Origin of the sequence: Streptomyces chartreusis NRRL 3882 (assembly GCF_900236475.1) — a bacterium.
In the GTDB taxonomy this organism is placed as follows: Bacteria; Actinomycetota; Actinomycetes; order Streptomycetales; family Streptomycetaceae; genus Streptomyces; species Streptomyces chartreusis_D.
Window position 1 is genome coordinate 5,861,328 of the sequence record NZ_LT963352.1, and the last position, 18,364, is coordinate 5,879,691.

The 18,364-nt window shown below is 71.0% G+C and carries 16 protein-coding genes and 1 pseudogene; 7 read left to right on the top strand and 10 right to left on the bottom strand.

All coding sequences use genetic code 11. The features are described 5' to 3' along the window. The first annotated feature begins 8 nt into the window (after window positions 1-8). From SCNRRL3882_RS26550 to SCNRRL3882_RS26565, 4 genes are all read left to right on the top strand, one after another. Window positions 9-2,600: a serine/threonine-protein kinase gene (locus SCNRRL3882_RS26550; RefSeq protein ID WP_029181648.1), complete on the top strand. Its 2,592-nt coding sequence runs from the start codon at window positions 9-11 to the stop codon at window positions 2,598-2,600. Window positions 2,601-2,603: 3 nt separating this feature from the next. Continuing rightward, window positions 2,604-4,076 carry a PP2C family serine/threonine-protein phosphatase gene (locus SCNRRL3882_RS26555; RefSeq protein ID WP_010046759.1) on the top strand — a complete coding sequence of 491 codons (1,473 nt, stop codon included), beginning with the start codon at window positions 2,604-2,606 and terminating at the stop codon, window positions 4,074-4,076. Window positions 4,077-4,176: 100 nt separating this feature from the next. Then, complete coding sequence (locus SCNRRL3882_RS26560; RefSeq protein ID WP_010046757.1) at window positions 4,177-5,523, top strand: vWA domain-containing protein; 1,347 nt, start codon at window positions 4,177-4,179, stop codon at window positions 5,521-5,523. 32 nt (window positions 5,524-5,555) lie between these two features. Beyond that, window positions 5,556-7,001: an FHA domain-containing protein gene (locus SCNRRL3882_RS26565; RefSeq protein WP_040904173.1), complete on the top strand. Its 1,446-nt coding sequence runs from the start codon at window positions 5,556-5,558 to the stop codon at window positions 6,999-7,001. Between the two features lie 21 nt (window positions 7,002-7,022). Here the strand turns inward: SCNRRL3882_RS26565 and SCNRRL3882_RS26570 are convergent, their stop codons facing one another. Further along, the gene (locus SCNRRL3882_RS26570) at window positions 7,023-8,006 is read right to left on the bottom strand and encodes a methyltransferase domain-containing protein (RefSeq protein ID WP_010046754.1); all 984 of its coding nucleotides are present in this window, start codon (window positions 8,004-8,006) and stop codon (window positions 7,023-7,025) included. 66 nt (window positions 8,007-8,072) lie between these two features. Between SCNRRL3882_RS26570 and SCNRRL3882_RS26575 the strand changes: the two genes are divergently transcribed. After that, window positions 8,073-8,486 (top strand): globin, encoded by a 414-nt coding sequence (locus SCNRRL3882_RS26575; RefSeq protein ID WP_010046752.1) that lies wholly within the window; start codon window positions 8,073-8,075, stop codon window positions 8,484-8,486. 21 nt (window positions 8,487-8,507) lie between these two features. On the opposite strand, the gene SCNRRL3882_RS26580 is transcribed toward SCNRRL3882_RS26575, so the two are convergent. The 4 genes and pseudogenes from SCNRRL3882_RS26580 to SCNRRL3882_RS42655 form a co-directional block, all read right to left on the bottom strand. Beyond that, window positions 8,508-9,176 carry a hypothetical protein gene (locus SCNRRL3882_RS26580; RefSeq protein ID WP_010046750.1) on the bottom strand — a complete coding sequence of 223 codons (669 nt, stop codon included), beginning with the start codon at window positions 9,174-9,176 and terminating at the stop codon, window positions 8,508-8,510. Continuing rightward, entirely contained in the window at window positions 9,173-9,586 is a 414-nt protein-coding gene (locus SCNRRL3882_RS26585; protein ID WP_010046748.1) for an acyl-CoA thioesterase, read from the bottom strand. Before SCNRRL3882_RS26585 ends, SCNRRL3882_RS26580 begins: the two co-directional genes overlap by 4 nt. A gap of 2 nt (window positions 9,587-9,588) precedes the next feature. Then, window positions 9,589-11,253, bottom strand: coding sequence for an energy-dependent translational throttle protein EttA (gene ettA, locus SCNRRL3882_RS26590; RefSeq protein ID WP_010046743.1), 1,665 nt, complete (start codon window positions 11,251-11,253; stop codon window positions 9,589-9,591). 298 nt (window positions 11,254-11,551) lie between these two features. Then, window positions 11,552-11,734 (bottom strand): annotated as a pseudogene (locus SCNRRL3882_RS42655) (GntR family transcriptional regulator); the annotation flags it as partial. Between the two features lie 129 nt (window positions 11,735-11,863). On the opposite strand from SCNRRL3882_RS42655, the gene SCNRRL3882_RS41160 reads away from it, so the two are divergent. Beyond that, on the top strand, window positions 11,864-12,154 hold the full coding sequence (locus SCNRRL3882_RS41160) for a peptidoglycan-binding protein (RefSeq protein ID WP_173937294.1): 291 nt from the start codon (window positions 11,864-11,866) through the stop codon (window positions 12,152-12,154). A gap of 388 nt (window positions 12,155-12,542) precedes the next feature. After that, window positions 12,543-13,334: a DUF1868 domain-containing protein gene (locus tag SCNRRL3882_RS26600; protein ID WP_102514869.1), complete on the top strand. Its 792-nt coding sequence runs from the start codon at window positions 12,543-12,545 to the stop codon at window positions 13,332-13,334. Window positions 13,335-13,939: 605 nt separating this feature from the next. Here the strand turns inward: SCNRRL3882_RS26600 and SCNRRL3882_RS26610 are convergent. From SCNRRL3882_RS26610 to SCNRRL3882_RS26630, 5 genes are all read right to left on the bottom strand, one after another. After that, entirely contained in the window at window positions 13,940-14,161 is a 222-nt protein-coding gene (locus SCNRRL3882_RS26610; RefSeq protein WP_029181646.1) for a hypothetical protein, read from the bottom strand. Between the two features lie 96 nt (window positions 14,162-14,257). Then, window positions 14,258-15,229, bottom strand: coding sequence for an N-acetylglucosamine kinase (locus SCNRRL3882_RS26615; protein WP_010046736.1), 972 nt, complete (start codon window positions 15,227-15,229; stop codon window positions 14,258-14,260). After that, window positions 15,220-16,485 (bottom strand): 6-phospho-beta-glucosidase, encoded by a 1,266-nt coding sequence (locus SCNRRL3882_RS26620; RefSeq protein WP_010046734.1) that lies wholly within the window; start codon window positions 16,483-16,485, stop codon window positions 15,220-15,222. The genes SCNRRL3882_RS26615 and SCNRRL3882_RS26620 overlap by 10 nt, the downstream gene beginning before the upstream one ends. Before the next feature lie 43 nt (window positions 16,486-16,528). After that, window positions 16,529-17,422 carry a carbohydrate ABC transporter permease gene (locus tag SCNRRL3882_RS26625; protein WP_010046733.1) on the bottom strand — a complete coding sequence of 298 codons (894 nt, stop codon included), beginning with the start codon at window positions 17,420-17,422 and terminating at the stop codon, window positions 16,529-16,531. Continuing rightward, window positions 17,419-18,363 carry a carbohydrate ABC transporter permease gene (locus tag SCNRRL3882_RS26630; RefSeq protein WP_010046732.1) on the bottom strand — a complete coding sequence of 315 codons (945 nt, stop codon included), beginning with the start codon at window positions 18,361-18,363 and terminating at the stop codon, window positions 17,419-17,421. Before SCNRRL3882_RS26630 ends, SCNRRL3882_RS26625 begins: the two co-directional genes overlap by 4 nt. Window position 18,364: the final 1 nt, after the last annotated feature.

Sequence of the window (18,364 nt, forward strand, 5' to 3'; positions counted from 1 at the left end):
GGGAGTCCATGAGTGGGGCACGCACATGTCAACGCCCCGCCTGCGGCGGCAGCTACGAAGACGTGGGCGGCGGCGAACTGTACTGCGACACCTGCGGCCTCGCCCCGGTCGTCGCGCCGAACGGCATGGTCGGGTCACCCCCCACCGGCATCACCGCCGGCGGCAGGGGCGGCTCACGCGGCTCGGGGGGCAGCGGCAGCTCCCGCTCCAGCAGCCGCAGTTCGCGAACGTCGTCCCAGTCGTCGAAGTCCCGCCGCTCGGTGTCGGGCCGCCTCTCGCGCTCCCTGTCGGGCAAGGCGACGGGCCGCTCGGTGTCGGTGCGCAGCTCCGGCTCCGCCGCCGGTTCCTCGTCCCGGGGCCGGCTGGGGGCGGGACTGGTCCAGGTCCCGCCGATCCCGCGGCCCGACCCGCGCGAAATGGTCCTGGACAACCCGGAAGTGCCCGAGCGGAAGCGGTTCTGCTCGCGCTCCGACTGCGGCGCCCAGGTGGGCCGTGCCCGCGGCGACCGGCCGGGACGTACGGAGGGCTTCTGCACCAAGTGCGGCCACCCGTACTCGTTCGTGCCGAAGCTGAAGGCCGGGGACGTGGTGCACGGCCAGTACGAGGTGGTCGGCTGCCTCGCGCACGGCGGACTGGGCTGGATCTACCTGGCCGTCGACCGGGCGGTCTCCGACCGTTGGGTGGTCCTCAAGGGCCTGCTGGACACCGGCGACCAGGACGCGATGGCCGCGGCGATCTCCGAGCGTCGCTTCCTCGCGGAGATCGAGCACGCCAACATCGTGCGGATCTACAACTTCGTCGAGCACCTGGACCAGCGCACGGGCTCCCTCGACGGCTACATCGTCATGGAGTACGTCGGCGGCAAGTCCCTGAAGGAGATCGCCAACGCCCGCCGCACCCCGCAGGGCAGGCGCGACCCGCTGCCGGTGGAGCAGGCCTGCGCGTACGGCCTGGAGGCCCTGGAGGCGCTCGGCCATCTGCACAGCCGCAACCTGCTGTACTGCGACTTCAAGGTCGACAACGCGATCCAGACCGAGGACCAGCTCAAGCTGATCGACATGGGCGCGGTGCGCAGGATGGACGACGAGGAGTCGGCCATCTACGGCACGGTCGGGTACCAGGCGCCGGAGGTCGCCGAGGCAGGCCCGTCGGTGGCGAGCGACCTCTACACCGTCGCGCGCACCCTCGCCGTCCTGACCTTCGACTTCCAGGGCTACACGAACGTCTACGTCGACTCCCTGCCGGACCCGGACAACATCGAGGTGTTCCGGCAGTACGAGTCGTTCTACCGCCTCCTGGTCCGCGCCACGGACCCCGACCCGGCCCGCCGGTTCGCCTCCGCGCAGGAGATGACCGAGCAGCTCACGGGCGTCCTGCGGGAGGTCGTCTCCCTCCAGACGGGCCGCGCCCGGCCCGCCCTGTCCACACTGTTCGGGCCTGAGCTGCGGGTCACGGACACGGAGTTGTTCCCGAAGCTGGACGGTGAGGTGTCCCGGCTCGGGGCGAGGGTGGTGCGGAAACGGCGCACCTCCGCGGCGGCGGCGCTCCCCGCTGTCCCCTCCCAGCCCCACGCCGCCCGGCTCGCTGCCGGGCCCGCGGGAGCCCCGACCGGGCCGGGCCCCGGCGGCGTGCAGAGCCTCCCCAGCCCCCACGGCTTCGTCAAACCCGTCGACACCGCAGCCGCCGCCCTCGCCCTCCCCGTCCCCCGCGTCGACCCGTCCGACCCCAACGCCGGCTTCCTGGCGGGCCTGATGACCTCGGCCCCGGCCGAGCTGCTCGGCGCGCTCGCGGCGGCTCCGGCCCCCTCGATCGAGACAAGGCTGCGGCAGATCCGGGCCTGGCTGGAGACCGGCGATCCGCCCGCCGCGCTGGAGGCGCTGGTCACGCTGGAGGGGGAGCGGCCCGACGACTGGCGGGTGGTCTGGTACCGGGGCGTGGCCGCGCTGGTGACGGGCGACGACGAGGGCGCCGCGCTCGCCTTCGACGCGATCTACGACGCCTTCCCCGGCGAGATCGCGCCCAAGCTGGCGCTGGGCCTGTGCGCGGAGGTGCTGGGGCAGCTCGACAACGCCGCCGAGTACTACCGGCTGGTGTGGTCGACCGACCCGAGCTATGTGAGCGCCGCGTTCGGGCTGGCCCGCGTGCAGTTGGCGACCGGGGACCGGCGCAGCGCCGTACGGACGCTGGAGTCGGTCCCGGAGTCCTCCATCCACTACACGGCCGCGCGCGTGGCCGCCGTCCGCGCGCGGCTCCGGCAACGCACGGCGACCGCGTCCGACGTACCGTTCCTGGAGGACCTCACGGCCGCCGCGGCGCAGGTCGAGGCCCTGGAGGCGTACGGTCTGGATCCGGCGCGCCGCGAGCAGTTGTCGGCCGAAGTCCTCGGCTGCGCGCTGGACTGGGTACTCTCCGGGGGCCAGGGTTCCGCCCCTCCCGCCGCCGGAGGACGGACGCTGCTCGGCAGCGGCCTGGACGAGCGGGGCCTGCGTTTCGGCCTGGAACGCTCGTACCGCACGCTGGCCCGGCTGGCGCGCGGCGGCGAGGAGAGGATCGACCTGGTGGAACGTGCCAATCGTTACCGCCCCCGGACGTGGGTGTAGTTGATGTCGCAGATGCCCCAGTTGTCCGCCTGCCCGAGTTGCGAGGAACCCCTCGAGTCGGGTGACCGTTTCTGCGGCGCGTGCGGATACGACCTGTCCGCCGTGCCGGCACGGCCGGCGGACAACCCGACCATCGCCATGAACGGCTCGGTGCCCGCGCAGGGCGCTCCGGCCGGTGCGTATCCCGAGCCGCCGTCGGTGCCGCCCGCCGGCACGGCCTGGCCCGGCGCCGGGCCGGACGGCACGGGCGGATCGCAGGCGGCGCACCTGCCGACGGACCTCCCGGGCACGGACTCGGGCGGCTCCGCGCTGCCCCTGGATCCACCCCCGCCCCCCGGTGCCCCGCCGGCCGCGGGCGTCCGCTTCGACCATTCGGCCCGGGCCGAGGCACACCCCCAGGCCGACGGCCACCCCACGGCGCCCGGCGGTTACGCCCCACAGCCCGGGGGATATCCGGCACAGTCAGAGACCTACCAGGCACAGCAGCCCGACGAGTACCTCCTCCAGGCACCGGACCCACGGGTGTCCGCCGACCCGGCGGCGCAGGCCGCGGGCGCCGGCGGCAAGGTCTGCGTGGCCTGCCGGGCCGGCCGCGTGGACGACGACGGCTACTGCGAGAACTGCGGCCACGCCCAGCCGCGCGAACGGGACCACATGGAGCAGGAGTCCGGCCCGGTGGCCGCGGTCAGCGACCGCGGCCTGCGCCACCACCGCAACGAGGACGCGTTCGCCATCGGCGGTACCGCGCTGCCGGACGGCTCACCCGCCTCCGTGGCGATCGTCTGCGACGGTGTCTCCTCGGCGACCCGCCCCGACGACGCCTCGATGGCGGCGTCGAAGGCGGCGAGCGAGGCACTGCTGGCCGCCCTGCCGCGCGGCACGCACCCGCAGCAGGCGATGCACGACGCGATCATCGCCGCATCGCGCGCGGTCAACTCGCTCGCCGCGGAACCCGCCACGGCCCGCGAGCACGCCCCGCACCAGAACGCCCCCGCGTGCACCATCGTCGGCGCCGTCGTCACATCGGGTCTGCTGATCGTCGGCTGGGTCGGCGACAGCCGCGCCTACTGGGTCCCGGTCGACCGGAGCGCACCCCCCGCCCGGCTCACCGAGGACGACTCGTGGGCGGCGCAGATGGTCGCCGCGGGCCTGATGAGCGAGGCCGAGGCCTACGCCGACGAGCGCGCCCACGCGATCACCGGCTGGCTCGGCGCGGACGCCTACGAACTGGAACCGCACACCGCCGCGTTCAAGCCCGACCGGCCCGGCGTGGTCGTGGTCTGCACCGACGGCCTGTGGAACTACGCGGAGGCGGCCGACGAGATGGCCAGGGTCGTCCCGCTCGACGCGGCCGCGCATCCGCTGCACAGCGCCCGGGTGCTCGTCGGCCACGCCCTGGACGGCGGGGGCCACGACAACGTAACAGTGGCCCTCGTGCCGTTCCCGGCCGTCTCCCAGGGGGCAGGATCGGCCTGAGGCCGCGTTACGGGGGCGGCTCAGCGGACCGGAGGGGACCGGTCCGCCCACCGTCATCACCCCGCTCCGGTGGGGGCTTTCGAGGGGGATCGAAGCAGGCATGGCCAATTTCTCGAAGTCGAACGTGCCCCAGTTCTCGGTGGACGTGTACCAGAACGAGTACCTGCCGGAGGGCGCCGGCGAGGTCAACGCCATCGTCACGGTGACGGCGACCGGCGGCGGCACGATCGGCAGCGCGGTCTCCGCGCCCCACCTCTTCTCGCCCGGCCGGGGCCCGTCCGCGGCCGTGGCGATCATGGTCGACTGCTCGGGGTCGATGGACTACCCGGCGACCAAGATGCGCAACGCCCGCGACGCCACGGCCGCCGCGATCGACACCCTGCGCGACGGCGTGCACTTCGCCGTGATCGGCGGGACGCACGTGGCCAAGGAGGTCTACCCGGGCGGCGGGACCCTCGCGGTCGCCGACGCCACCACCCGCGAGCAGGCCAAGAAGGCGCTGCGCTCGCTCAGCGCGGGCGGTGGCACGGCCATCGGCACCTGGCTGAAACTGGCCGACCGCCTGCTGTCCTCCGCCGACGTCGCCATCCGGCACGGCATCCTGCTCACCGACGGCCGCAACGAACACGAGGCGCCCCAGGACCTGAAGGCCGCGCTCGACGCGTGCGCGGGGCGCTTCACCTGTGACGCGCGCGGCGTGGGCACCGACTGGGAAGTGAAAGAAGTCACAGCGATCGCCTCCGCCCTGCTCGGCACCGCCGACATCGTCGCCGACCCGGCCGGGCTCGCCGCCGACTTCACGCAGATGATGGAGACGGCGATGGGCAAGGAGGTCGCGGACGTCTCCCTGCGGCTGTGGACCCCGGTCGGCACCACTGTGAAGTTCCTCAAGCAGGTCGCGCCCACGGTCGAGGAACTGACCGGCCGGCGCACCGAGGCGGGACCGCGCGCCGGCGACTATCCCCTGGGTTCCTGGGGAGACGAGTCCCGTGACTACCACGTCTGCGTCGAGGTCCCGGCCGCGAACATCGGGCAGGAGATGCTGGCGGCCCGGATCTCGCTGGTCATTCCGCAGCCCGACGGCACCGTCCAGAACCTCGGCGCGCAGGGCCTGGTCCGTGCCGTGTGGACGGACGACATGGTCGCCTCGACGTCGATCAACCCCCAAGTCGCCCACTACACCGGGCAGGCGGAATTGGCGCAAGTCATCCAACAAGGGCTGGATCTTCGCAAGTCAGGAGATATAGACGGAGCAACGGCCAAACTGGGCCGGGCCGTTCAGCTCGCGAGTGCCTCCGGGAACGCCGATACTGCGAAACTGCTTGCGAAGGTGGTGGACGTGGTCGATGCCGCGACCGGTACTGTGCGACTGAAGGCGAAGGTCGAGGAGGCCGACGAGATGACGCTCGAGACCCGGTCCACCAAGACTGTTCGCGTGAAGAAGTGACCTAGAAGGAATCGAAGGAGGGACGCGCCGACATGCCGACCTGCCCGAACGGACACCAGTCGGGTTCCGACGACTGGTGCGAGGTCTGCGGTCACCGCATGGCGGGTGCCGTGCCTCCGCCTCCTCCCCCGCCGCCCCCGCCCGGCGGCTACGGCTTCCCGCCCCCGGGCGGCCCAGGGGGCCCTGGCGGCCCTCCCGGCGGCCCCGGTGGCCAGCCCGGTGGGCGTCCTCCGCACCTGTCCGCCGTACCGAACGCCGAGCCTGAGCTCTGCCCGCAGTGCCGTACGCCGCGTGAGGGCGGCGCACCGTTCTGCGAGGAGTGCCGGTGGAACTTCCTGACGAACACGGCGACTTCGTACACCCCCGCCGCCCCGCCCCCGCCCGGCCCGGGCGTGCGTTTCCAGCCGCCGGGCCAGCCCGGTCGGTCCGGTCCTCCCGGCCCGTCGGGTCCGTCGTACGGCGGCGGTGACTCGTACGAGTACCAGGGCTCCCGCCCGTCGCAGGTGAACCGCCCGGCCGAGCCGATCCCGCCGTTCGGCAGCGACCCGTCGGGCCACCCCGGGCCCGGCGGCCCCGGCGGTCGTCCCGGCCCGGGTGGCCCCGGCGGTCCTGGTGGCCCTGGTGGTCCTCCCGGCCCGCCCGGATTCGGTCCCGACCCCTCGCGGCAGGCCCCACCGCCGCCCGGCCCCGGAGGTCCCGGAGGTCCCGGTGGCCCCGGCGGCGCTCCGCAGGGCTTCCAGCAGTCCGGCCCGCCGGCTCCGCCCGGGTTCCCGCAGGAGACCCGGCGTCCGCAGCAGGGCGGTCAGTCCTTCGGCGGCGGCGGTGACGACTGGGTGATCCCCCCGCCGTCGCCCACCGGCCCGGGCGGCGGCCCTGGCGGGCCCGGTGGCCCCGGCGGCCCCGGTGGTGGTCAGGGCGGCGGCTACGGCTATCCGCAGCCCGGCGCCACCCAGGCCCCGCCCGGCCCCGGTGGTGGTCAGGGCGGTGGCTACGGCTACCCGCAGCCCGGCGCGACGCAGGCCCCGCCCGGCCCCGGCGGCTTCCCGCAGCAGCCCCAGGCGCCCCAGGGGCCGGCGACCTGGACCGCGACCATCGGCCCGGACCGTGAGTACTTCATGGCGATGATGCAGCGCTCAGGACCCGAGGCCGCGGGCCTGAACCTGCCCGCGTACTCGCCCGAGCAGCAGCGCACGCTCACCGGCAACCAGATCACGATCGGCCGCCGCCGGCACTCCACCGGCGACACCCCCGACATCGATCTCTCGGTGCCGCCGGAGGACCCGGGCGTCTCGCACCAGCACGCGGTGCTGGTCCAGCAGCCCGACGGCAGTTGGGCGGTCGTCGACCAGAACTCGACGAACGGCACGACGGTCAACGGCTCGGAGGACCCGATCCAGCCGTTCGTCCCCGTACCGCTCCAGGACGGCGACCGGGTGCACGTGGGCGCCTGGACGACGATCACGATCCGCCGGGGCTGAGAGCCCCGGCCGGCGGCCTCGTCAGGTCGGGAGGGGCCAGGCGTACGGCCCCTCCGGGTCGTCCAGCCAGGCCCACTCCCGGTCCCCGCTGACCGTGATGCCGTAGCGTTCGCGCTGCGGCCTGCCCTCCTGCTCCCACAGCGAGTGCGCCTCCTGCGGGTCGAGGGTGCCGCGCGTCAGGGCCAGCAGAAAGCGGAACAGGTCGTCCTCCCGGGCCCTGCGCGGTACGCCGCCCAGCTGGAGCGGCTCGCCCCCGGGCCGGCTCCCGCCGCGCAGCGGCACGAAGTAGGCGGGCGTGTGCAGGAAGCGCCCCTCGGCATGTGTGGCGTCGCTCACCCTGAGCACGACCAGCCCGGTGGCGAGCGGCATCAGGATCCGGCCACCGGGGCGGCTCTGGGCGATCCAGGCGCGCGGCACGGTGCTCAGCGCGCAGGTGGCGATGATCCGGTCGAACGGCGCGCGCTCGGGCACGCCCCGGGCGCCGTCGCCGGTGACGACGACCGGCTGGTACCCGGCCGCGGCCAGGTGCCGGCGGGCCGACTCGGTGATCTCCGGGTCGAGATCGACGGTCGTGACGCGGTCGTCGCCCAGCCGGTGGGCGAGCAGCGCGGCGTTGTAGCCGGTGCCGGCGCCGATCTCCAGGACCGTGTTCCCGTCCTCGACGCGCAGCGCGGCCAGCATGTCCGCCATCAGGGACGGCTGGCTGCTGGAGGACAGCAGTTCGCCGTCGCGCAGCCGGGTCGCCAGCGGGGTGTCCTCGTAGGCGCCCCGTATCCACCGCTCACGCGCCTGCGGGTCGGGGCTCTCGCCCCACCGGCGTTCGTACCCGCCGGCGACGCCGACGTAGTAGTACGGCACGAAGAGGTGACGCGGGACCGCCGCGAACGCCTCCCGCCACACCGGGTCGGTGGCCCAGGCGCCGCTCGCGTCGATCCGGCGCACCAGCGCCGCCCGCGCCGTGGCGGCGAGATCGTCCTGTTCCCTGTCGGGTGCATGCCCGCCCATACCCCCACAGTAAGGGCATCGGGGCCGGTCCTAGGCCTTGAGTCCTATGCCCCCGCGTCTGAGAGCATGGAGGGCGTGAGAGAGATTCGGCGCGGCACGCTTCAGGAGCAGACCTTCTACGAGCAGGTCGGCGGGGAGGAGACCTTCCGTCGGCTCGTCCACCGTTTCTACGAGGGAGTCGCCGAGGACCCACTGCTGCGGCCCATGTACCCCGAGGAGGACCTGGGTCCGGCCGAGGAGCGCCTCACGCTCTTCCTCATCCAGTACTGGGGCGGCCCCACGACGTACAGCGACAACCGCGGCCACCCGCGCCTGCGGATGCGGCACGCGCCCTTCACGGTCGACCGTGCGGCGCACGACGCCTGGCTGAAGCACATGCGGGTCGCCGTCGAGGAACTCGGGCTCTCCGAGGAGCACGAGCAGACGCTGTGGAACTACCTGACGTACGCGGCGGCGTCGATGGTGAACACCCCGGGCTGACCCGAAGGGGCGTGGTGACGGTCAGCGGACGCTGACGTCCAGCGCCCCGAGCCCGGTCCGCCGTACGGCGATCGACCCGTACGGCGTGCGCAGCCTGAGCCACGCGCCCGACGAGAACAGCGCCAAGGGCACCCCGGGGCGCAGGAACCCGAGCGACTGCGCCGCGTGCACGGCCCGGACCGGGAGCCGGGTGTCGCCGACCGTACGGGACCAGATGTCCCGCCCGATCCGGTCCAGTTCGGCCCGCGTGCGCCGCTCGGCCGGCAACTCCTGCGTACGGGAGCGGAACTCGGCGACGGCGGCGGCCACGAGGGACCGCAGCGCGTCGGGCTCCGGCAGCCCCGGCTCGGGCCGCCAGCCGCCGCGCGGCGGCAGCAGGCCCGCCCACGGCGGCCCGGTCACCGCGCCCGGCACGACGGCCGTCGCGCCCCTCTCGTCCACCGACTCCAGCAGCTCACCGGCGGACACGGTCACGTCCAGCGTGACGTCGAGCCCGTCCTCGTACGGCTTCGCCAGCCGCACCGCGCGCACGGCCAGCACCTCGAAGGACGGCGGCCGCCCGAACACGGCGAGGGCGGTGCCGGCCGCCTGGAGGCGCACGGCGGCCCCACGGTCGTAGTGGAGCAGCCGGGAGAGGAAGGCCGCGAGATCCGCCGCCTCCCCCTCGTCGGCGAGGTGGAGCACCGTCATGCGGCGACGGCCTCCTCCTCGTCGTCGTCCGTGTACTCCCGGAGGAACTCCCGTTCCTCCGGGGTGAGGCGGCGCGGGCGCTGTGCCTCGAAGTCGAACGGCACGATGACCGTCGAGGCCCGGACGTAGACCAGGTCGTCGTCCTTCACCTCGTAGGTGAGGGTGAAGGACGCCGCCCTGATCTCCGTGACCCACAGCTCGATGTCCACCGGGGTGTGCCGGTGGACCAGCTGCCGCTTGTAGTCGATCTCATGGCGTGCCACCACGGACCCCTGCTTGAAGTCCTTCTCCGGGCGGAACAGGAAGTCGATACGGGCCTCCTCCAGGTAACGGAGGAACACCACGTTGTTGACGTGGCCGTACGCGTCCATGTCCGCCCAGCGCAGCGGGCAGCGGTAGATGTGCCGCAAGATCAGCCCCGGGTCAGCTTCTTGTAGGTGGCGCGGTGCGGACGCGCGGCGTCCGGGCCGAGCCGCTCGATCTTGTTCTTCTCGTACGACTCGAAGTTGCCCTCGAACCAGAACCACTTTGACTCGCCCTCGTAGGCGAGGATGTGCGTGGCGATGCGGTCGAGGAACCACCGGTCGTGGGAGACGACGACGGCGCAGCCGGGGAACTCCAGCAGCGCGTTCTCCAGGCTGGAGAGGGTCTCGACGTCCAGGTCGTTGGTCGGCTCGTCGAGGAGCAGCAGGTTGCCGCCCTGCTTGAGGGTGAGCGCGAGGTTCAGCCGGTTGCGCTCACCGCCGGAGAGCACACCGGCCGGCTTCTGCTGGTCCGGCCCCTTGAACCCGAAGGCGGAGACGTACGCGCGGCTCGGCATCTCGACCTGGCCCACGTTGATGTAGTCCAGCTCGTCGGAGACGACCGCCCACAGCGTCTTCTTCGGGTCGATGTTCTCGCGGCTCTGGTCGACGTACGAGATCTTGACGGTGTCGCCGACCTTGATCTCGCCCGAGTCGGGCTGCTCGATGCCCTGGATCATCTTGAACAGGGTCGTCTTGCCGGCGCCGTTCGGGCCGATGATGCCGACGATGCCGTTCCGCGGCAGCGTGAAGCTGAGGTCGTCGATGAGGACCTTCTCACCGAAGCCCTTGCTGAGGTTGTTGACCTCGACGACGACGTTGCCCAGGCGCGGGCCCGGCGGGATCTGGATCTCCTCGAAGTCCAGCTTCCGCATCTTGTCGGCCTCGGCGGCCATCTCCTCGTAGCGGGCGAGGCGCGCCTTGGACTTGGCCTGCCGCCCCTTGGCGTTGGAGCGAACCCATTCGAGCTCCTCCTTCAGCCTCTTCTGCCGCTTGGCGTCCTTCTGGCCCTCGACCTTGAGACGGGCGGCCTTGGTCTCCAGGTACTTGGAGTAGTTGCCCTCGTAGGGGTAGAGGCGGCCGCGGTCGACCTCGCAGATCCACTGGGCGACGTTGTCGAGGAAGTACCGGTCGTGGGTGACCGCCACGACGGTGCCCGGGTACTTGGCGAGGTGCTGCTCCAGCCAGTTCACGGACTCGGCGTCGAGGTGGTTGGTGGGCTCGTCGAGCAGCAGCAGGTCGGGCTGCTCCAGCAGCAGTTTGCACAGCGCGACGCGGCGGCGCTCACCACCGGACAGGTTGACGACGGGCCAGTCGCCGGGCGGGCAGCCCAGGGCGTCCATGGCCTGCTCCAGCTGGGCGTCGAGGTCCCAGGCGTTGGCGTGGTCGAGCTGCTCCTGGAGCTTGCCCATCTCGTCCATGAGCTCGTCGGTGTAGTCGGTCGCCATCTGTTCGGCGATCTCGTTGAACCGGTCGAGCTTGCCCTTGATCTCGGCGACACCCTCCTGGACGTTCTCCAGGACGGTCTTCTCCTCGTTCAGAGGGGGCTCCTGGAGCAGGATGCCGACCGTGTAGCCGGGGGTGAGGAAGGCGTCACCGTTGGACGGCTGCTCGATCCCGGCCATGATCTTGAGGATGGTCGACTTGCCGGCGCCGTTCGGGCCGACGACGCCGATCTTCGCTCCCGGGTAGAAGCTGGTCGTCACGTCGTCGAGGATCACCTTGTCGCCGTGCGCCTTACGCGCCTTGCGCATGGTGTAAATGAACTCAGCCAAGAGAAACCGTCCGGCAGCTTGAATACGGCAGTGGGCAGATACACCCCATCTTGCCGTACCGCCACCCCTGGGTGGAAACGCGAATGGTTCGGGGGCTCTGACCTGGGCCTTTGTGTTGGACGACGGGGACTCGCCTGTCACTGCCGGTCGCCGTTGGCCGGCCTCGGGCACCCTGACACGGCCCGGAGACGGCCCAGGGGTGATCACTCGACGGCAGCGTTGTACGGGGTCGGGCCACCGTCGCGACGTGAACGGCAGGACTGACCGCCCTCACCGCTTGCCAGACGTGGACGCACAGAGGTCCCGGCTGTTCCACGGCGTGGCTGACGGTGACACCGATCGCGGCCATGCGTTTCACGACACCGGCCCCGGCGTGTGGGCCTCCCTCGGGGAGAACGACGAACTCGTACGACGTCCTGACGCACAGGTCGCCCTCGGCGATGCCCGGCCGGGCCGCGATGTCGGCCGGGGCCGCACCTTTCGTGCGGATGTGTGCGGCATCCACGCACGCTCCGCCGGGACTCGGAATCAGACGCGCTAATCGCATGAACTTACCTAATCGCAAAGGCGTGAACATGCCGGCAATGGTGGATACGCCTAACATGCACGCATGAGTGCAGAAGACGGCTACGTTCCCTTTCCAGGTTCCGAATGGTTCAAAAGTGCGCCGACCAGCCCGATCATCAGGATGATGGCAATGCGCCTGGTCGAAGAGGGGTGCACCGAATTTGGTCCGGTCGGCCCACCCTCGGCCCACCCGCTCAGTGGACGTCGGTGGACGACACACCACCGCGACTCCTACGCCAGGTGGCAGCGGAAGCTCGGGTACCGGGGTGCGGACGCGGACGGCTGGCCGGGAGCAAGGTCCTGGGCCAAGCTCCGGGTGCCTTATTCGGAGTGACGGTAACTGAATGTGCTGAGCTCCCGGAACGGCTGAAGCACGACGGCGTGCACGCCCGCCTCACAGGGAACACCGTCGCGATCCGCGTTTCCACATTCCAGCTTGCTCGGATTGCAATTGGCTCAAGCGCGACGAGCGGCCTGTGAAGGAACAAGACCAGACACTTAATCCATACGTTGACGACGTCACAGATACCCAGTCGTGCCGCCGTGACCAGCGTGGAGCGCCCCCTCCTCTTTCTCGACGTGGATGGTCCGCTTCGTGCCGTGGAGTCGCACCAGGACCCTCACCCGTGACTTCAACGTGTGCTTGGCTCGGTGTCCGCCGACCGTTCACTTCCGTGACTGAGTCTGTAGCTCCCCCCAGCCCTTTGACCCACGGGAGCGTCATGACCGCGATCAATCGTCGAAGCATGCTGCTCGGTGCCGCCGGTGCCACCGCCGCTGGTCTGGCCCTCGCCGGACCCGCCGAGGCCACCGGGAGCGACGGCAAGCGTGAGCCGCTCAACGCCGGTCCGGGGAAGAAGTGGGACCTCGACGGCAATGCCCAGCGCTTCCGTGGCAACACCGTCGTCTGCCCCGTGCCTCAGGACTCGGCCTTCTTCCACGCCGAGAAGCAGGCCCAAGAAATCATGAAGCGGTCGTCGCTGGCCGACCAGTACGTCTGCCTACCGCACAACAGCATGCACATGACCGTCTTCGACGTGGTCGCCCAGGACGCAGTCGTCAACAAGCAGCTGCCGCCGTGGTTGGCGGACTGCCGGGACATGACGGAGATTTCACAGCGAGTTCTGGCGCGCCTTCAAAAGTCTCACCTGACGCCGCTCGGCCCGATCACCATGAAGGTCAAGGGCTTCCGCCCCTTCGACGCGAACTTCACCATGGACCTCGCCCCGGCTGACGACACCACGTTCAACATGCTGTGGACGACTCGTCGGGAGCTGCGGGACCTGCTCGACATCCGTGCCGCGAACTTCGACACCTACCAGTTCCACTCGACCATCGGTTACCGCTTGGTCAAGCCACTGCCGTCGGACGTGCCCGCGATGGAGAAGATCGCCGCGGACATGGCCGGGCTTTTCACCGGCGCGGCCGCGACCGTGACCTTGGAGCCTGCGGCGTTCAACCTGTTCGACGACATGCTGGCGTTCCCGCAGGTGTGGCTGCTGCCGCGTGCCTGACACCTGGCCGCGCGTCAGCGATTCACGGGCTTCCTCCGCAGGCCTTCTCCCGCTGTACAGCCCTAGCTCGAGCGTGTAGAACGACGCCGTGACGACTCAACCGACGCGGGCGATGTGGTGGGCCGAACTGGCGGTCTTCCTCGCCGGGGCGGCGGCGACCCTCGCGCTGATCATGTTTCTGTTGTCGCGGACAGCCGGGCACCACCCGGTCTCCCTCGGCGTCGGACCCTCATCCGTGCTGCTCGCTCTGTCCGTCGGTGTCGGCCTCTTCTGCAGCGGTCGGTTCAGGGCGTGGGGGTTGCGCCGTCGGGCTGCAGCCCTTGCCAAGCGATCTTGAAACGGTGAGGGGGCACTTTCATGCCCTCTCGTGGCGAGTTTTGAGGTCAGTGCCGGTCGCCGTTGAGGGGCTCCGGCGCTGTCGCGCTGTCGTCCTCTCCGAAGTCCGGGGCCTGGAAGGGGTTCGTGGTCGGCGGCGGTGAGGCCGTGGCGGTACTCCGGGGTGCCCCTTCCGGGGCGGAGAACAGCGAGGTCAGATCGATGGGAGGTCTCCTTCTGGTGCCAAGCCCCCGGAGGGACCTGGTGTGCCGTGACCGGGCACAGCGGTGTCAGAGCTTGGTCATCTTGGCGTACGGGCTCAGGATCCGATGCTGGGCCGAGCCGAAATCCACGAGGACCGCGATTCCGTCCTCGATGCCGATGACCCGGCCGAGGCCGTACATGTCGTGTGTGACCTGGTCGCCCACAGCGAAGTGCTTGGGAGCTGGAATGACCGGGGCCCTGAAGGGGCTGGTGGGCAGATGGCGCTTCGGTGCAGCAGGCTTTGTCATTGCCCCTAGTATGCGCCCTCGCGTGTTCCGGTGCCTGTGGCTGTCCATGTTCCGCTGTCCGGCACGGCCCCGGCCCGCCTCGGGCACGTGCCTCTCTCACGTCCCGTAGTGCGACCGCAGGCGCTCCTGCGCCCCCGTCCCGGCTCCCACCCTGTCCAGCCCCAGCAGCGCCGCGCCGAGGACAGGGCCGGCCGTGACGACCTGCGGGGTCGCCTTGGGGGCTCGGTCGGCCAGGACGTCGGCGATCCTGCCGTTCAGCTGCGGGTGCTGGGCGGCCAGCACCCCGCCGCCCAGGAGGACGGGCGTCGGCTCGTCCAGCAGGTCCAGGCGGGTCAGGGCCACCACGGCCATCGCGACCACTTCGTCCGCCTGGCGTTCCACGATCGCGCGGGCGACCGGGTCGCCGTCCGCCGCCGTCGCGAAGAGGACCGGCGTCAGCTCGTGGCGACGGGGCTGCTCGATGTCGCCCAGGTGCAGTGCCTCGATGAGGGCGTACATGGAGGGCAGGCCGAAGTGGGCGGGGAGGGTGTGGGCCAGGGCCGTGGCATCGCCACGGCCGTCCTCCGCGCGAGCCGCGTGCCACAGCGCCTCCTCCGACAGGCCCCAGCCGCCGCCCCAGTCGCCCGAGACCCTGCCGAGCGCCGGGAAGCGGGCCGTGCGGCCGTCGGGGCGCATGCCGACGCAGTTGATGCCCGCGCCGCAGACGACCGCGACACCGCGGGGTTCCGTCACACCGGCCCGCAGGACGGCGAAGGTGTCGTTCCGGACCGTCACCGTCGGGCCCCAGCCGCGCGCGTGCAGAGCGGCCGCCAACTGGTCCTCCTCGACCGGGAAGTCGGCGTTGGCGAGGCAGGCCGAGACGTGGTCGACGGAGGGGAGACCGGCGGTGGAAAGGGCCTGGGCGACCGTGTCGGTCAGGGTGTCCATCGCCGCGTCCAGGCCTACCGCGGGTGGCCGGAAGCCGCCCCCGCGTGCCGTGGAAAGGACCTCTCCGTCCGCCGTCACGATCGCGACGTCCGTCTTGCTGTTGCCGGCGTCGATGGCGAGGACACGTGCGGTCAGGCCCACGCGAGGTGCTCCCGGTTGTGTGCGATCAGCCGGTCGGTGAGTGCCTCGGCGTACTCGTACTGGCCGATGAGGGGGTGCGAGAGGAGGGCCCGGAAGACGCGGGTCCGGCCGCCGTGCAGGGCCGCCTCCAGGGCCAGGTCCTCGTAGGCCGTCACGTTCGCCATCAGGCCCGCGTAGAGGGGGTCCACGGACGGGACCGGGAGGGGGGACGCCCCCTTCGCGCCCACCGCCGCCTGCACCTCGATCACCGCGTCGTCGGGGAGGAACGGGAGCGTGCCCCGGTTGTACGTGTTCACCACCTGGTAGGGGGTGCCGCCGCCGCCCAGCAGGGCCGCCGCCAGGTCGACCGCCGCCTCCGAGTAGTAGGCGCCGCCCCGTTCGGCGAGCAGGGCCGGCTTCCCGTCCAGGGACGGGTCGGCGTACAGGGTCAGCAACTCGCGTTCCATGGCCGCCACTTCGGCCGCGCGGGACGGCTTCGTCCCGAGTTCTCGTACGACCTCGTCGTGCGCGTAGTAGTAGCGCAGGTAGTACGACGGGACCACGCCCAGGCGGTCGAGCAGGGCGCGGGGGAGGCGCAGGTCCGCCGCGATCCTGTCGCCGTGCCGGGTCAGGAGTCCGGGCAGGACGTCCTCGCCTTCGGGGCCGCCGAGGCGTACGCCCGTTTCCCAGGTGAGGTGGTTGAGGCCCACGTGGTCCAGGTGGACCTCCGGGGGCTCGACGCCCAGCAGGCCCGCGAACTTGCGCTGGAGGCCGATCGCCACGTTGCACAGGCCCACCGCCTTGTGGCCCGCCCGGAGCAGGGCGCGGGTCACGATGCCGACCGGGTTCGTGAAGTCGATGATCCAGGCGTGGGGGTTGGTGCGGCGTACCCGGTCCGCGATGTCCAGGACCACCGGGACCGTGCGCAGGGCCTTGGCCAGGCCGCCGGCGCCGGTCGTCTCCTGGCCCACGCAGCCGCACTCCAGGGGCCAGGTCTCGTCCTGTTCCCGGGCCGCCTGGCCGCCGACGCGGAGTTGGAGGAGTACCGCGTCCGCGCCGTCGACCGCCTGGTCGAGGTCGGTCGTGGTGGTGATGCGGCCGGGGTGGTCCTGGCGGGCGAGGATGCGGCGGGCGAGGCCGCCCACCAGGTCCAGGCGGTCCTGCGCCGGGTCCATCAGGACCAGTTCCTCGACGGGCAGGGTGTCCCTCAGGCGGGCGAAGCCGTCCACGAGTTCGGGGGTGTAGGTCGAGCCTCCGCCGACCACGGTGAGTTTCATTGCGTCCAACCCTTTGCTTGCGTCTGACCTTTGCGCCGGTGAGCTAACCCTTGACGCCGGTGAGCGTGACACCCTCGACAAACGCCTTCTGGGCGAAGAAGAACACGAGGATCACGGGGGCCATCACCAGCACGGTGGCGGCCATGGTGAGGTTCCAGTCGGTGTGGTGGGCGCCCTTGAACGACTCCAGGCCGTAGGACAGGGTCCAGGCGCCCGGGTTCTCCGAGGCGTAGATCTGGGGTCCGAAGTAGTCGTTCCACGCGTAGAAGAACTGGAAGAGGGCCACTGCGGCTATGCCCGGTTTCGCCATCGGGAGCACGACCTTCAGGAGGGCGCGCAGGTCGCCGCAGCCGTCCACCTTGGCCGCGTCCAGGTACTCGTCGGGGATCGTGGTGAGGAACTGGCGCAGCAGGAAGATCGAGAACGCGTCGCCGAACGCCATGGGGATGATCAGCGGCCAGAGCGTGCCGGACAGGTCGAGCTGCTTCGCCCAGAACAGGTACATCGGGATGATGATCACCTGCGGCGGCAGCATCATCATCGAGATGACCAGCATCAGGGCCAGGTTTCGGCCCCGGAAGCGGAACTTCGCGAGGGCGTAGGCCACCGGGATCGAGGAGATCACGGTGAGCGCCGTGCCCAGGACCGCGTAGCACAGGGTGTTCCGCCACCAGGTGAGGAAGCCCGGGGTGTCGAAGACCCTGCGGTAGTTGTCCCATTCCCAGGTGTGCGGGATCAGGTCGCGGCTGAGTGCCTGGCTGTCGCTCATGAGCGAGGTGAGCAGGACGAACAGGAAGGGGAGGGTGAAGAAGAGGGCTGCCGCGACGCCCAGGGAGTGGATCGCGATCCACTCCAGGAACGCCCTGCGGTGGGCCGTGCGTTCCGCGGGGGAGGGCGGTGCCTTCAGCACCAGTGGCTTGTCCAGTAGTTGCGTCATCGTTCACCTGCCTGGATCAGACCGCCCTTGCGGCGCATCAGCAGCGCGGTGAAGGCCATGGAGAGGGCGAAGAGGATCAGGGCGACCACGCAGGCGGAGCCGTAGTCGAAGCGCTGGAAGCCCAGGTTGTAGACGAGTTGGGGGAGGGTGAGCGTGGACTTGTCCGGGTAGCCGGGCTCGAACTGGGTGCCCGCGCCCTGGATCACGCCCGAGGCGACCTTCCCGGCGATCAGTGGCTGTGTGTAGTACTGCATGGTCTGGATCACGCCGGTGACGACCGCGAACATGACGATCGGGGAGATGTTCGGGAGCGTGACGTAGCGGAAGCGCTGCCAGGGTGTCGCGCCGTCCAGTTCCGCCGCCTCGTACTGCTCCTTCGGCACGTCCAGCAGCGCGGCCATGAAGATGACCATCAGGTCGCCGATGCCCCAGAGGGCCAGGAGGGTGAGGGCCGGCTTCGACCAGGTGGGGTCGTTGAACCAGCCGGGGGCGGGGAGCCCGGTCCTCTCCAGGAGGGAGTTGACCGGGCCCGTGCCGGGGTTGAGGAGGAAGGCGAAGGCCATGGTGGCCGCCACGGGCGGGGCCAGGTACGGCAGGTAGAAGAGGGTGCGGAAGACACCCGTACCCGTCTTGATCTTGGTGATCAGCAGGCCCACGCCCAGGCCGAAGGCGACCCGGAGCGTGACCATGACGAGGACCAGCCACAGGGTGTTGCGCAGGGCGGGCCAGAACAAGGGGTAGTGCTCGAAGACGTACGTCCAGTTCTTCGTGCCGGTCCAGGCGGGCGGCCGGAAGCCGTCGTAGTGCATGAAGGAGAAGTAGACGGTGGAGACCAGGGGGTAGGCGAAGAAGACCGAGAAGCCGATCAGCCAGGGGGAGAGGAAGGCGAGGGTGCGGAGCGTCGAGCGGCGGTGTTTCGCGCGCAGAGTATGGGTGCTCATG

Coding starts and splice junctions, on each gene's coding strand:
- SCNRRL3882_RS26625 (WP_010046733.1), bottom strand. CDS start 17,422: ATGACGCAACTACTGGACAAGCCACTGGTGCTGAAGGCACCGCCCTCC.
- SCNRRL3882_RS26575 (WP_010046752.1), top strand. CDS start 8,073: ATGGAGGGCGTGAGAGAGATTCGGCGCGGCACGCTTCAGGAGCAGACC.
- SCNRRL3882_RS26550 (WP_029181648.1), top strand. CDS start 9: ATGAGTGGGGCACGCACATGTCAACGCCCCGCCTGCGGCGGCAGCTAC.
- SCNRRL3882_RS26610 (WP_029181646.1), bottom strand. CDS start 14,161: ATGACAAAGCCTGCTGCACCGAAGCGCCATCTGCCCACCAGCCCCTTC.
- SCNRRL3882_RS26565 (WP_040904173.1), top strand. CDS start 5,556: ATGCCGACCTGCCCGAACGGACACCAGTCGGGTTCCGACGACTGGTGC.
- SCNRRL3882_RS26600 (WP_102514869.1), top strand. CDS start 12,543: ATGACCGCGATCAATCGTCGAAGCATGCTGCTCGGTGCCGCCGGTGCC.
- SCNRRL3882_RS26580 (WP_010046750.1), bottom strand. CDS start 9,176: ATGACGGTGCTCCACCTCGCCGACGAGGGGGAGGCGGCGGATCTCGCG.
- SCNRRL3882_RS26560 (WP_010046757.1), top strand. CDS start 4,177: ATGGCCAATTTCTCGAAGTCGAACGTGCCCCAGTTCTCGGTGGACGTG.
- SCNRRL3882_RS26620 (WP_010046734.1), bottom strand. CDS start 16,485: ATGAAACTCACCGTGGTCGGCGGAGGCTCGACCTACACCCCCGAACTC.
- SCNRRL3882_RS26630 (WP_010046732.1), bottom strand. CDS start 18,363: ATGAGCACCCATACTCTGCGCGCGAAACACCGCCGCTCGACGCTCCGC.
- SCNRRL3882_RS26570 (WP_010046754.1), bottom strand. CDS start 8,006: ATGGGCGGGCATGCACCCGACAGGGAACAGGACGATCTCGCCGCCACG.
- SCNRRL3882_RS41160 (WP_173937294.1), top strand. CDS start 11,864: ATGAGTGCAGAAGACGGCTACGTTCCCTTTCCAGGTTCCGAATGGTTC.
- SCNRRL3882_RS26555 (WP_010046759.1), top strand. CDS start 2,604: ATGTCGCAGATGCCCCAGTTGTCCGCCTGCCCGAGTTGCGAGGAACCC.